This is a genomic window from Shewanella sp. VK101, assembly GCF_056497865.1.
The window spans coordinates 637,688-651,560 of the sequence record NZ_CM151402.1; the positions used below are offsets into that span (position 1 = coordinate 637,688).

A 13,873-nucleotide genomic window follows, 5' to 3' on the forward strand; every position below is an offset into this window, starting at 1 on the left:
TTTAAAGCAAATAGTAGGCCAACTATCGGTTTTGTAGCTGTTCCGATGGCAGTCGCAGCAGCAGATCGGCCGCTTCGGTCACGGCGCCGATAAAAGGATAATCCAGTCTGTCGGGCGTGTCATCACGGGTATGGTACTGGGCGTGGGCGGGAACGCCGAAATAGAGCCATGGGATCCCAGCCTGGTGGAAGGGATAATGATCCGAGGCCCTGAGCCAGTCGCTGCGCTGCACGCTGCGACCAATAGGGCGCGGATGACTGGGGCGAATGCACAGCCCTGTGCCCGCCATCAGATAGGCGCTGAAGTCATCATAGTGGCGGAAATAGCGGCTGCCTTCGAGGTAGATGGCATAGGGAAGCCCGGGTCTGCCTATCATATCCAGATTGACCGCCAGCGAGATGTGCTCGGCAAAACCGCTTTGTTGCAATGCGCTCACCAAGGCCTTGCTGCCATAGAGTCCCGGCTCTTCGGCGTCACTGGCAATAAACAGCAGGTTATAGCGACTGGGCGCTTGTTTGACTCTTCGGGCTATGGCCAACAAGGCCGCCACGCCAGAGGCGTTGTCGTCGGCTCCCGGATAAAAGCCCGGGCCGCGATCGCCCAGGTGATCATAGTGGGCAATCAGCAGGCGCCACTCAGTGGTCGGTTCGGCAGCCGGCAGCCAGCCCAAAAGGTTGATGCCCCGAGCGTCGGCAAAGCCATCGACATAGTTGAATGAGTGTTGAAAGCCGCTCAGAGTCTCGGCCAGGGGCGGAAATACCGAAGTGAGCGGCTGCAGGCCGATTTGTTCAAAGCGCTCTGTGAGGTACTCGCGGGTCAGCGCAGCGCCTTGGGTGCCGCTGCGCCGACCTTGCAGCCTGGGCGAGGCAAGCATTTCGATATCCTGTTGCAGCTGCTTTGTCTCGGCCCAGTTCAGTTGAATCTCAGCGCCGCAGCGTTCGGGCGAACTGCTGCAACCGGCAGCAAGCATCGGCAATATCAATAGGAGTGCCCACAGCGGAGAGCGAATAGAGAGTGCCCACAGCGGCGGGTGGATAGAGAGTGTCATCGGCATCCAGCCTCCGGCAAGGGAAATCAACTCAAGCTATGTTGCAGTTTATACCATTCCCCAAGACGGCTTTGCCTGCTTATTTGGCGAGTTGTGCCATGCCGCCCTGATAGCCGGGCGGTGGGGTGTTGCCGCCGCGGCTGGCCGAAGGTGTCTCGGTTTCCGCTCGGCCCTTGAGCTTGAACACCTCAATACCCGATACCAAATGGCGCTTGGCGCCTATGGTGACCAGAGTCGCCGGGGGCAGGGCACTGGGTTCAACCAGCGCCGTGCGGCCATCGGGTAGGGCAACCGTAGTGCCGTCCGGGCCGGAATGCACTACTTCACCCAAATAGCGTTTGCAGTTACCCACCAAGGGATCAAAAGCCGCCAGCAATAAACCCGCCATACAGATAACCAGGGCCAATAACAGCAGTCTGTTGCCTGTCACAGTCACCTCACAGCATAGGTTTAAGGAAGCGGGCGGTATGGGACTCTGGATGCTCGGCTACCTGCTCCGGGGTGCCGGCCACCAGAATGGTACCGCCACCCGAACCGCCTTCCGGCCCCAGATCCACTATCCAGTCAGCGGTTTTGATCACATCCAGATTGTGTTCAATCACCACTATGGTGTTGCCCTGGGACTTGAGTCTGTGCAGTACATCCAGCAGCAGCTGGATATCGGCAAAGTGCAGCCCTGTAGTGGGTTCATCCAGAATATAGAGGGTCTTGCCGGTATCCCGCTTCGATAGCTCTTTAGCCAGTTTGACCCGCTGAGCCTCGCCGCCGGAAAGGGTAGTGGCGCTCTGGCCCAAACGTATATAAGACAGACCAACATCCATCAGGGTTTGCAGTTTACGGGCAATGGCCGGCACCGCATCGAAGAACACACGGGCTTCCTCGACCGTCATTTGCAGCACTTCGTGAATGTTCTTGCCCTTGTACTTCACTTCCAGCGTTTCACGGTTGTAGCGCTTGCCCTTACAGACATCGCAAGGCACGTACACATCCGGCAGGAAGTGCATCTCTACCTTAATAAGGCCGTCACCCTGACAGGCCTCACAGCGGCCGCCCTTGACGTTGAAGGAGAAACGCCCCGGCTGATAGCCGCGGGTACGGGATTCCTGAGTCGCCGAAAATAGCTCGCGGATCGGGGTAAATATGCCGGTATAGGTGGCCGGGTTGGAGCGCGGCGTGCGGCCTATGGGGCTTTGATCTATATCCACCACCTTGTCGCACAGTTCCATGCCCTCGATACGCTCATAAGGCGCCGGCTCTTCGGCGGTGGCGCCGTTGAGCATGCGATGGGCAATCTTGAAGAAGGTGTCGTTGATCAGGGTGGATTTACCCGAGCCGGATACCCCGGTGACACAGGTCAGCAGCCCGACCGGGATCTCCAGATCCACCTGCTTGAGGTTGTTGCCACTGGCACCGAACAGCTTGATCATCTTGCCAGGATCACAGGGCACCCGACCTCCGGCCACAGTGATCTTTTTCTTGCCGGACATATATTGGCCGGTGACAGACTCTTCACAGGCCATAATGGCGTTGATGTCACCGTCACAGATCACTTCACCGCCATGAACCCCGGCACCTGGGCCGATATCGATAATATGATCCGCCATGCGGATGGCGTCTTCATCGTGTTCGACCACTATCACAGTGTTGCCCAAGTCCCGCAGGTGAGTGAGGGTGTTGAGCAGGCGCTCGTTGTCGCGCTGGTGCAGACCAATCGAAGGTTCATCGAGTACATACATCACCCCAACCAGACCGGCGCCGATTTGGCTGGCCAGGCGGATCCGCTGCGCCTCGCCACCTGAGAGGGTTTCTGCCGAACGAGACAAACTCAGGTAGTTAAGACCGACATTGACCAAAAAGCCCAGGCGATCGCCCACTTCCTTGAGGATCTTCTCGGCTATCTGTGCCTTTTGCCCCTCAAAGCCCAGGGTGGCGAAATAGTCGCTGGCCTCGCCAATGGACCAGGTGGTCAACTCCGGCAGATTGATATTGCCGATAAACACGTTGCGGGCCTCTTCGCGCAGGCGTGAGCCGCCACAGCTGGAACAGGCCTGGTTGCTGATATATTTGGCCAGCTCTTCACGCACCGAGTTGGACTCTGTCTCCCGGTAGCGTCTGTCCATGTTGTTGAGGATCCCCTCGAACGGGTGGTTGCGAACCACTACATCGCCGCGGTCGTTGATATAACGGAAGGCGACATTCTCCTTGCCTGAGCCATAGAGCACTATCTTCTTCACTTTGGCAGGGAGATCGCCAAAGGGGGTTTCCACATCGAAGCCGTAATGCTCGGCCAGTGAGGTGAGCATCTGGAAATAGTAGAAGTTGCGTCTGTCCCAGCCACGAATGGCGCCGCCGGCCAGCGACAGCTCGTCGTTGGTGATCACCCGATCGGGATCGAAAAACTGCTGTACCCCGAGGCCGTCACAGGTCGGGCAGGCACCCGCGGGGTTGTTGAAGGAAAACAGCCTGGGTTCCAACTCGGCCATGGAGTAACCACAGTGAGGGCAGGCGAAGTTGGCGGAGAACAGCAACTCTTCATTGCTGCCTTCCTCCATGCTGGCCACAGTGGCCACACCACCGGAAAGCTCCAGTGCGGTTTCGAAAGATTCCGCCAGCCGCTGCTGCAGATCTTCGCGTACCTTGAAGCGGTCAACCACCACATCGATATTGTGTTTGACGTGCAGATCCAGTGGCGGCGGGTCGGACAGATCGCACACCTCGCCATCGATCCGGGCGCGAATATAGCCCTGGGCCGCCAGGTTCTCCAGTAATTTGACATGCTCACCCTTGCGGCCCTGCACTACGGGAGCCAACAGCATCAGGCGCTCGCCTTCGGGGCGTTCCAGCACCTTGTCTACCATCTGGCTGACAGTTTGTGCCGCCAGCGGTTGGCCGTGAACCGGGCAACGAGGCTCGCCCACACGGGCAAACAGTAATCTGAGATAGTCGTAGATTTCGGTAATGGTTCCCACGGTAGAACGGGGGTTGTGGGAAGTGGACTTCTGTTCAATCGAGATCGCCGGGCTCAGACCTTCGATATGATCCACATCCGGTTTTTCCATCAGGCTCAAAAATTGGCGGGCATAGGCCGACAGGGATTCCACATAGCGCCGCTGACCTTCGGCGTAGAGGGTATCGAAGGCGAGAGAAGATTTACCCGAACCAGATAAGCCTGTAATAACAATGAGTTTGTCTCGGGGAATGGTCAGATTGATGTTCTTGAGATTGTGGGTTCTGGCACCGCGAATGTCTATCTTGTCCATCAGTCTCTACTTTGGCTAATCACTGGAGAAAAAGAGCACAAGTATCACATATTTTGCGCTGTGCCGATAGCGGCGACGCATTTGTCCTACTGACACCATACTGTCAGTAGCAAGCCCTCAGACGTGGGCAGAGGGCGACTTGGGTTTTTCTCTTTGAGCTGTTCAAAACCTTCGTGGTAACATGCGCTCCCTTAAAAAATTCTTAATCCAGGGCAAAAACTATGGCCAACGGTGGACTTTCCGGCACAGAAAGAAAAGTCGCGTTCTCATTAGCCAGTGTATTTGGGCTGCGCATGATGGGCTTGTTCATGATCATGCCTGTCTTCGCGCTCTATGGACAAGATCTCAAAGGCTTCTCACCTCTGTGGGTGGGTATTGCCATCGGCGCCTATGGTCTGACTCAAGCGATACTGCAGATCCCCATGGGGATACTGTCAGACAGAATTGGCCGCAAGCCGGTGATCCTCGGTGGCCTGTTGGTGTTTGCTCTCGGCAGTGTCCTGGCGGCCATGTCCGACAGTATTTACGGCGTTGTCGCCGGCCGCGCCTTGCAGGGTATGGGGGCCATCGCCGCCGCCGTGCTGGCATTGGCGGCAGATCTCACCCGGGATGAGCAACGCACCAAGGTGATGGCCATCATAGGCATGTGTATAGGTTTCTCCTTTGCCTTGTCGCTGCTGGTAGGGCCTGTGGTGGCGCAGCATCTTGGGCTATCGGGCTTGTTTGCCCTGACTGCTGGCTTGGCGCTGCTGGGTATGCTGATAGTGCAGTTGCTGGTGCCCAACCCTGTGGCTCATGCGCCCAAGGGCGATACCATGGCGGAACCGGGCAAGCTGAAAAATATGCTTAAAGATCCGCAGTTGTTTCGCCTTGATGCCGGTATTTTTATTCTGCATTTGGTGCTGACGGCGGTATTCGTGGCATTGCCGCTGGACTTGGTGGACGCCGGCCTTGCCAAAGAAAAGCACTGGATGTTGTACTTCCCGGCCTTTGTCGGCGCCTTCTTTTTGATGGTGCCGCTGATCATCATCGGCGTGAAGCGCAATAATACCAAGGGCATGTTCCAGTTGGCCCTGCTGATCATGTTGGCTGCCTTGCTGGCGATGGCGCTGTTTTCCCATAGTCTTTGGGTGCTGGCGGTAGCCATAGTGGCCTTCTTTACCGGCTTTAACTACTTGGAAGCCTCGCTGCCCAGCCTGATCGCCAAATTTTGTCCCGTGGGTGCCAAAGGTTCGGCCATGGGGGTGTATTCCACCAGTCAGTTTCTCGGTGCCTTCTGTGGCGGTTTGCTCGGTGGGGGCGCCTATCAAATCATGGGCGCCGCCGGAGTGTTTACCGTGGCGGTCGTGCTGTTAATTATCTGGCTGGCATTGACCCTGGGAATGAAAAATCCAGTGCTGCTCAAGAGTTACACTCTGGAGGCCCAGGTGAATGGCCGCGAGCATGCGCAGAAGATGGCCGCCGAGCTGTCTGCACTGCAAGGGGTTGCCGAAGCCATAGTGGTTTTGGAAGAAAAAGTCGCCTACCTCAAGGTGAACGATCAATTCGATTTAAGACAAGCCAGAGCTGTGTTAGGCTCTGTCAATTAAGCTAAGTATTACGTGAAAATCGCAGGAGATTTCGATGGCCAGTCGTGGTGTTAATAAGGTAATTCTGGTGGGCAATCTGGGACAGGACCCAGAGGTGCGCTACATGCCAAACGGCAACGCCGTAGCGAATATCACAGTGGCCACCAGTGAGTCATGGAAAGACCAGCAGGGCCAACAGCAAGAGCGTACCGAGTGGCACAGGGTTGTCATGTTCGGCAAGCTGGCTGAAATTGCCGGTGAATATCTGCGCAAAGGCTCGCAAGTGTATCTGGAAGGCAAGCTGCAGACCCGCAAGTGGAAAGATCAGAGCGGTCAGGACAAGTACACCACTGAAGTGGTTGTTGATATGGGCGGTACCATGCAGATGCTGGGTGGCCGTAACCAAAACCAAGGCGGTATGAGCCAAGGCGGCAATCAGGGTGGTATGAACCAAGGTGGTATGAACCAAAGCCAAGGTAGTTACGGTGGTGGTCAGGCACAGTCTCAATCTCAATACAATGCGCCACAGCAGTCCGGCGGCTATCAGCCCAAGCCTGCTCAGCAACCACAACAGCCACAACAGCCACAACAGCCACAACAGCAGTACAACGCGCCGCAGCAGCAAAGCTATGGTCAGCAGCAGAACTCAGGTTATGCGCCCAAGCCACAGCAGCCCGCGCCGCAACAACAGGCTGCTCCGCAGCAGCGTCCGGCACCACAGCCTCAGCCACAACAGCAGAACTACACGCCGGATCTGGATGACGGCTGGGATGATGATATCCCGTTCTGAAATATACCTCAGTAATAAATGATACAGTTAAAGAACTAGCTCCCTGAATTGGGAGCTTTTTTTGTTAACCAGCTTAAAAATTTTGTTACACAGTAAGTTGCTGTGCATTAATTGATCAGCCACCCTTAAGTTCTGTTACGTTTAAAGGGCTTTGGGTGATGCTTAAGTTAATAGGTCATACGTCAAGAAGTGGTGAGAGAGATTACTTACTAGTTGACAGTCATTCTGGTGATCCGCCCCGGTAGTTTTGGACACCACGCTAAGCGAGTAAAATCGTTTAACGAGGTGAACAATGACATCAAAGACCAAACGACAAACCTATACATCTGAGTACAAAGCTGAAGCCCTTAAACTAGCAAAAAATCAAAGGGGTAAGCGCCGCCGCTAAAGAGCTGGGTATATACGACTCCCAACTCTACAACTGGCGTAATGCCGCAGAGAAGAATACGAACACCAGTCAGCGCGAAGCTGAGCTCACGGCCGAAGTGGCGCGACTCAAACGCCAGCTCGCAAAGCAAGCAGAGGACCTCGCCATTCTAAAAAAGGCGGCTACCTACTTCGCGAAGAATCAAAAGTGAACCGGTTTGCATTCATGCTTGAGCACCAGCATCGCTTCTCTGTAAAGCGTATGACTGTTGTGCTCAAGGTCTCGCGTAGTGGGTATTATGCATGGCGCAACGCCAGCTCCGAGCTTGATAAACGACAACTGAAACGTGATGACAGGGATAGGAAAATCAAGGCCGCATTTGACGCCAGCAAACAGCGCGATGGTGCCCGACGCATTCAGGCCGAACTGGCAGATAACGGCGAGAGAGCCAATGTAAAAACCATTGCTGATAGCATGAGACGGCAACAGCTCGTGCCCAAAGCAGCCCGCAAATTCAAAGTGACGACCAACAGCGACCATCGCCTTCCTGTGGCGCCAAATCTGCTTGGGAGAGACTTTACCACTGCGGCGTCCAATGAAAAATGGGTGGGCGACATCACCTACCTAATGACCAGCGAGGGCTGGCTGTACTTGGCCGTTGTCATCGACCTTTACTCACGCGCTGTCGTAGGGTGGGCGATGAGCCCCCGAATGACAGCTGACTTAACCTGTGATGCGCTCCGTATGGCACTGTTTCGTCGCGGTATGCCCACAGGAGTCATCGTTCACAGCGATAGAGGCTGCCAGTACTGCTCACACGCTTATCGAAACCTAGCTTTGGCGCGTGGTTTGAAGATAAGCATGAGCCGTAAAGGGAATTGTTGGGATAATGCTTGCGCCGAAAGCTTCATCCACTCGTTGAAGGTTGAAGCGGTGAAATACGAGCCAATCATGAATCGAGAAACAATGCGTCGGGCTGTGTTTGAATACATCGAGGTTGATTACAATCGAACAAGAAGGTACAGCCCTCTGGGCTATATCAGTCCAGAAAACTACGAACTAAAGAGTGTTGCTTAGTAGCGTGTCCTGTATTGGCGGTGCGGATCAGAGATTGGTGCTTGAAAGTAGTCTATTAGCAAAGGCGCAAGAAGGTATTCTATCAGGAGATTATGGAGCCGATCGCTGGTATGAGACCAAAAAAAGAACTGTAGAGCGGCTTTCTGAGTTAGTGGTAATTCTCAAAAATGAAAAAGTTGAGGATGGTGCCTTGGTAAGGTTGTACATCCCTGATGAGCATACAGCCTTAAAACGGGCTTTAGAGGGAGAAGGGAAGGAGAGCCTATTAGAAACTAAATCTAAGACTATTAAAAAGCTTCTGGGGGGGACTTTGACCATGGCTACACATATTACTCAACATGAGGTTAGTGCTGTTTTAGAGATTATTGATGGATGGGAGTTAGGAACCCCTTTCACTTGGGAAAATCTATGTAAAAAGTATGAAAGGAAGCTTCATTCTAAGACTTCATGACAGAGATTGGCTAGGCATAACAGAATTAAGTTGGCATATGAGAATAAGAAAAAGGCAATCTTCGAAGATCGGTTGAAAGCAGGCAGCTTACCGACCTCTCTGAGGGAAGCTCAGCAGAGGATAGATGCTTTACTAAGCCAAATTCAACGATTGGAAGCCGAGAATGCAGCTTTACTTGAGCAGTTCAAAGTATGGCAATACAATGCCTACTGTGCTGGCCTTAATGAATATCAATTAAATCAAGCTCTTCCTGAAATAGATAGGGGCAATGACAACTGAAGTTAATCTAAGCTGACATAGGGGGTTATTTATGGATTTTGTATCGAGCGCTGTTATGGGAGGGATTCTTTACGATGGCTTTAAGGTTGCTGGAGCTATCAGCGCTGATTTCTTGAAAGCTAAGCTTACAGGTTGGATCTTTGAAGATAAGACCATCGAAGAGCTAGCCTCTAAGGTAAATGAAATGGGTCTATCGGACTACCATGATAGAGGTATTCAAAAGAGACTGGAGGAATCTAGCGAGATTATGGCCTTGCTAGAGAAAATTACAGCAAGTGTTAATGTTACTAATATTTCGCAAGTTCATAATGGAACTGGTGATAATATTGCTGGTAATAAGACTGTAATCAATAAGTAAGGCGTAGTTGTATGGTATCGCAAAGTCACTCTGGTAATGGTGATAACATTGCTGGTAATAAGAGTGTGGTTAACAATAACTATCAAATCAACGGTGTGACTTCTAAAGATCTAGTGCTGTTGGTAAATGATATTGCCAAACATATTTGCCATAGGGACTTTGCAAAGGCTCAGGAGTTATTAGCAGTTGCAAATAGACTTGATGGTGTAGGGGCAGAGGTTAATGAGATTATGTGGGCTATTTCTCAGGAAATCGACTACTTAAAAGAGGGTTTAAATAGCTTTGACCGTGCAAGATTCCTAAGCATTCTCAGAAATGAGAATATTCCTATGACGATTAAGTCCATTTTATATGGAGTTTTTATTGATATAGTATGTATAAGCGATAAAGAATCAGCGATTGCCATTTACAGAGATATTGTAGGAAAATTTGAAAGTTCTTTTCTTAATGAAGTTTTTTACAGATGTCTTTCTGATAGGGATGTTCTAATTAGTTCATCATCATTTGATAGTTTACTGCTAAAGGATGATTTAGAGCTGCTGGGAATTATTAGAGGGCTAAATCGTCATGAAGAGTTCTCTCTTTCTCTCGAACTTTGCGTTACATTGTATGAACGCTTTCCATCTGATTGTGCCAAAAGGATAAGAATACTTACAGAAGCATGTTTATATGCAACTGAAATTAATCGTGGTGATATATTTTCCATAGACATTGAAAGATATAATGCACTGACAAAGTTGATAGAAGAGTTCTTCGATTTCAGTTTTGATGATAAATTAAGAACAATAATACTAATTAATTTAAATATAGCGACTAGTTTTTGTTTTGAAGAGCTGATAACTGCTGCCTATGAAGTTGTAGATGACATTGCCGAAATAGATGGCTCAATAGCTGAAACCATTCGAAAAAGTTGTGAAGGTATTGGTTCTGATTTATCTATAAATTTAACTTCGGAAGTGATAACTCCTGATGAATATAGCAAGCTTTGTCTGTCGATGGTGAATAATTCTATTGACTTTGCTGATGTAAGAAGTTGGGTTAGTGCTGGAGGAAAAGTTAGCTTTGAAGAGGAAGTTTGCCAAGCATTTGCTGATTTAAACTTATGCTCATTATTATACAGTTGTAGTGAGGATGATATTAAACTAAGGGGTAAATTACGGACATTTATTTCAAATTACTCTGAAGAATTTGATAAAATCAGCCATATGGCGATGCTTAATCTGTGTAATAGAATGCTAAAAGTAGAACAGCATGTATATGTCTGTGATTTGCTTAAACCATTTGTACATCAAAGCTCATGGCAATCTCCATTATTTAACTGTTATTTGGAATCTCTTTTTCAATCTGAAAAATATGATAGTTTTATCAAGGCTATCTCTCACCTTGAACATGAAAATAAATCTAAGTATATTCTCGTTAAGGAGTGCTCAATATACTGGTCGGTGGGAGACTTTGCTAATGCAAGGAAGTCCATTCTGGAGTTAATTAAAAGAGAGCCTGAGGATGCTGAAGCTTGGGCTTCACTATTAGTTTTGGAAAAAGAATTAGGTTCACAAAAAGATGATTTAGTTAGTCTAGTTGACTCTATTCCAAGTGAGGTTTTTAAAGAGTACAAACAGTCTACACTAGGGTTGTTATATTTTATTGCAAAAGAATTAGACGTTGGTCGAGTTTTAAGTGTGATGTCAGACTGGTTTGTATGTTCCCCGAATGAGTTAGCAAAGCCTCTTACTGATATTCATACTAATTTAATATCTGATAAAGTTGATGTTATTACTCAGACGATCCCTACTGAAAGATGTCTAGATGGTGTAGTTTATTCAGATGGATTTAATAAATATAGTAAGATTCTTGTTAGAGGTGTGATTGCATCTCATCCTTCGTTAATCGCAGTTGATTCTCCTATAGGCTCCGTCCTTAGCAGGCTAAATATTGGAGAGTCTGAAAATATAGCTGGTATTGGTGAAATAACTCTATTAGAAAGGATGAACCCACTCGTAGCTACCTTTAGACATGCAATGGATATTCGTTCGTCAACTAACGATGGCTCTGACGCATTTAGGCAGCTTGAGGTGCCATCAGATAGCAATGAAATGGTTGATTACCTGACTAGATTTATGAAATCAGTAAAAGGTGACGAAACAAAGCAAAAATCCATATTGGAGAACCCCTCTATACCATTCTCCATGAAAATTCAGAATATTTACTCTTCTTATCCCGTTAAAGGGGCAATAATATGCCTTTCCAGTAAGGGTATTGCAGAGACTATTAAGTTGAACTCAGAAGGAACTTCTATAGAGGATTGTGAGTCCATAATTATTGACCTATTGACAGCTTGCTATTTAGCGGTGACAGGATTCGCTAATACTTTCTCTACGTCCTCTGTAAAGCTGTATGTTAATGATGAAAATGCCAGAGCTATAAGAGCATGGTTAGATGATATTAATCGAGATGACTATATGACCGTGAATGTCACAGAATATGGTCTGGTAAGGAGTACGGGAGATGAGATTAGAGCTGAGTATTCAGATTTCATCTCTTGCTTAGAGTTATTGTTGGAAAGAGCTTCAATATTGACACCTACTATTTCTGATGTCCCGTCTGAAGTAGTAGAGCTAAAAAGGTTTTTTGATCAAAGAGTTTATTCTACTTTCAGAGAGTCAGTGACTTATAATATTCCTTGGCTATGTTTAGATCACTTTGTCGCAGGGCTAGCAATTCATTATAAGCATCAAATTGTAAGTATCTCTGATTTTGTAAATAGGAATGTTTCAAATATAGATTATGAAGATAGGCACTTCGGCTTGAGATTAGCTATCGGTAGTGGATTACCTGTACCTATAATGTATGCCGATCTCATTACTATGAGTATGTCCAGTAATATAAGGGACGTATATTTGGTTTCTGAGTTCTTCAAAAATAGCCTTGTGATATCTAACGATAAAGAGAAGGATATGTTATCAATTCTTACTCGTATTAACGTTAACCTCATTGAAAACGCTTACCTAGACCGCAATGCAATAGGCTCTAATCTTACCTGTCAGTTTCGAATGGATATTATAGAGAAGGTTTTCAATTATAGCTGTAGAGCTGTAATCTCCTCTAAGTGTAATGGTACATGTGAACAAAAATTAGCACGTTTTGTTGTGCATTTATTTGGTGAGGTATCTCACGTAAACGTTCTTAATAGTATTTTCCAAAGATGGGCTTCAATGTTTGTAATTGGAAATTTTCTAGATATCAAAGAGGTCAATCGTTGTATTGAGGTGGACAAGGCTGTTTATGCCGCAGAGAGTGTAACGATTGAGCCAGAATAGACCTTGTAAAAAACACAAATGTAACAGAGTGCATGGTTTGTTTTATAGTAACTTACTGATATTTATGATTTAGTTTTGTACACTTCTCGGTTGTGTGTATACAACCTTTTTGAGGTATGTTGGAGATAGGCACTCGTGCCACAAAAGCCACTGCAACCGCAGTGGCTTTTTTGTTGGAGCTAGTTTTCCCTGGCTTGCTCTGTCAATGCCGGGAGCTTCATCAAATATTCCAGAGCCTGCTCGGTGAAGCCCAGCTTTAATAGATGCTCACGGCTGAATGGCGCTTGCTTAAGAGGTGCTCCGGAAAGACTGCGCTTGAGCCAATCCGGGTTGCCTATGGCCGCAGAGCCGATGGCAACCAGTTCGGCACCCAGGTTGAATGCCCGTTCGGCAGTATGGATATCTGTGATAGCTCCGGCAAACATTAAAGGGACATTGCCATGATAGCCTCGGCGAATCTGTATCAGCAACGGGCCTGCCTGTTTGTCTTCATTGGCTTGTTTGAAGCTGTTCCCCATGGAAAAGTGCAAATAGTCGAGCGCCTCTTCGGCCAGCAGGTTGGCGACTTCCAGTTGGTTGGCCAGGCGGATGCCGCTCACATTGGCGTAGCTCTCGGGAGACAGGCGTACACCAATCAAAAATGAGCGCGGCAGACGCTGCCGGATACCGCGAATAATCTCTATGATGATCCTGGCGCGATTGCGGCTGCTGCCGCCCCAAATATCCTCGCGCCGATTCACCTCTGGGTTAAGAAAATTACACAACAGGAAATGGTGGGCGGCATGCAGCTCCACACCGTGCAGTCCCGCGGCATAAGCCCGCTCGGCAGAGTTGATAAAAGCCTGAATAAGCTGCCGGATTTCCTCATCCCGCAGCTGTGCTACCCCTCTTGGATATCTTGTTCCCCGTGCTATTGCTGAGGGGCCTTTGGGGCCTTCTGCATTTAACTCGGGGAGGGCCCGCAGGCCGCCATGGTGCAGCTGCACCAACACCTTGGCTTGGTTGGCTTCGGCAGAGCTGGCCACGGGGAGCCAAGATTGCTGCTGCGCCTCAGTCATCAGGGCCGGTTGTCCAGACCAGCAACGTCCGCCGGGCAAAACCTGGGTGGCAGCGGTTATCAGCATGCCAAAGCCCCCTTGGATACAGAGCTGTAGCCACTGCAACTCGGCTTGGGAAGGGTCGCCATTGGCTGCGCTCATGTTGTGGGTCAATGGCGCCAATACCGCACGGTTTTTAAGGCTCACGCCGGCGTTGCCAAAGAGGAACTCGTGTTCCAGTGAAGCTGACATCTCACTTTTCCTTTTGTGTCCAATCTATGCCTCTACTGTACATCTGTCACTATGGGAAATAATCTGTCA

Annotated in this window: 10 protein-coding genes and 1 pseudogene; 7 read left to right on the top strand and 4 right to left on the bottom strand. The window is 49.2% G+C overall.

The annotated features are described in order from the left end of the window. Window positions 1-22: 22 nt before the first annotated feature. From ACSHSR_RS02945 to uvrA, 3 genes are all read right to left on the bottom strand, one after another. Complete coding sequence (locus tag ACSHSR_RS02945; protein ID WP_229839754.1) at window positions 23-1,054, bottom strand: M28 family peptidase; 1,032 nt, start codon at window positions 1,052-1,054, stop codon at window positions 23-25. Window positions 1,055-1,127: 73 nt separating this feature from the next. After that, complete coding sequence (locus ACSHSR_RS02950; RefSeq protein ID WP_129586019.1) at window positions 1,128-1,478, bottom strand: hypothetical protein; 351 nt, start codon at window positions 1,476-1,478, stop codon at window positions 1,128-1,130. Window positions 1,479-1,485: 7 nt separating this feature from the next. After that, a complete protein-coding gene (gene uvrA, locus ACSHSR_RS02955) occupies window positions 1,486-4,308 on the bottom strand; it encodes an excinuclease ABC subunit UvrA (protein WP_101058423.1) in 2,823 nt (940 codons plus the stop codon). Window positions 4,309-4,529: 221 nt separating this feature from the next. On the opposite strand from uvrA, the gene ACSHSR_RS02960 reads away from it, so the two are divergent. From ACSHSR_RS02960 to ACSHSR_RS02990, 7 genes and pseudogenes are all read left to right on the top strand, one after another. Then, window positions 4,530-5,897 carry an MFS transporter gene (locus ACSHSR_RS02960; protein ID WP_025010184.1) on the top strand — a complete coding sequence of 456 codons (1,368 nt, stop codon included), beginning with the start codon at window positions 4,530-4,532 and terminating at the stop codon, window positions 5,895-5,897. Between the two features lie 34 nt (window positions 5,898-5,931). Continuing rightward, window positions 5,932-6,666: a single-stranded DNA-binding protein gene (gene ssb, locus ACSHSR_RS02965; protein ID WP_144191017.1), complete on the top strand. Its 735-nt coding sequence runs from the start codon at window positions 5,932-5,934 to the stop codon at window positions 6,664-6,666. A gap of 292 nt (window positions 6,667-6,958) precedes the next feature. Further along, window positions 6,959-8,110: pseudogene (locus tag ACSHSR_RS02970) on the top strand (IS3 family transposase). A 34-nt stretch (window positions 8,111-8,144) separates the two neighbouring features. Then, a complete protein-coding gene (locus ACSHSR_RS02975; protein WP_251101245.1) occupies window positions 8,145-8,561 on the top strand; it encodes a hypothetical protein in 417 nt (138 codons plus the stop codon). A 30-nt stretch (window positions 8,562-8,591) separates the two neighbouring features. Next, entirely contained in the window at window positions 8,592-8,840 is a 249-nt protein-coding gene (locus ACSHSR_RS02980; protein WP_144226217.1) for a hypothetical protein, read from the top strand. Between the two features lie 31 nt (window positions 8,841-8,871). Continuing rightward, a complete protein-coding gene (gene gapS6a, locus ACSHSR_RS02985) occupies window positions 8,872-9,198 on the top strand; it encodes a GapS6a family protein (RefSeq protein ID WP_479631228.1) in 327 nt (108 codons plus the stop codon). A gap of 11 nt (window positions 9,199-9,209) precedes the next feature. Further along, window positions 9,210-12,515 carry a PIN domain-containing protein gene (locus ACSHSR_RS02990; protein ID WP_144226215.1) on the top strand — a complete coding sequence of 1,102 codons (3,306 nt, stop codon included), beginning with the start codon at window positions 9,210-9,212 and terminating at the stop codon, window positions 12,513-12,515. 179 nt (window positions 12,516-12,694) lie between these two features. Here the strand turns inward: ACSHSR_RS02990 and ACSHSR_RS02995 are convergent, their stop codons facing one another. Then, a complete protein-coding gene (locus tag ACSHSR_RS02995; protein WP_479631229.1) occupies window positions 12,695-13,804 on the bottom strand; it encodes an oxidoreductase in 1,110 nt (369 codons plus the stop codon). Between the last annotated feature and the right edge of the window lie 69 nt (window positions 13,805-13,873).

Excerpts from the sequence above, each read along its gene's own strand:
- ACSHSR_RS02945 (WP_229839754.1), bottom strand. The coding sequence starts at position 1,054 with ATGCCGATGACACTCTCTATCCACCCGCCGCTGTGGGCACTCTCTATT.
- uvrA (WP_101058423.1), bottom strand. The coding sequence starts at position 4,308 with ATGGACAAGATAGACATTCGCGGTGCCAGAACCCACAATCTCAAGAAC.
- ACSHSR_RS02960 (WP_025010184.1), top strand. The coding sequence starts at position 4,530 with ATGGCCAACGGTGGACTTTCCGGCACAGAAAGAAAAGTCGCGTTCTCA.
- ssb (WP_144191017.1), top strand. The coding sequence starts at position 5,932 with ATGGCCAGTCGTGGTGTTAATAAGGTAATTCTGGTGGGCAATCTGGGA.
- gapS6a (WP_479631228.1), top strand. The coding sequence starts at position 8,872 with ATGGATTTTGTATCGAGCGCTGTTATGGGAGGGATTCTTTACGATGGC.
- ACSHSR_RS02990 (WP_144226215.1), top strand. The coding sequence starts at position 9,210 with ATGGTATCGCAAAGTCACTCTGGTAATGGTGATAACATTGCTGGTAAT.
- ACSHSR_RS02995 (WP_479631229.1), bottom strand. The coding sequence starts at position 13,804 with ATGTCAGCTTCACTGGAACACGAGTTCCTCTTTGGCAACGCCGGCGTG.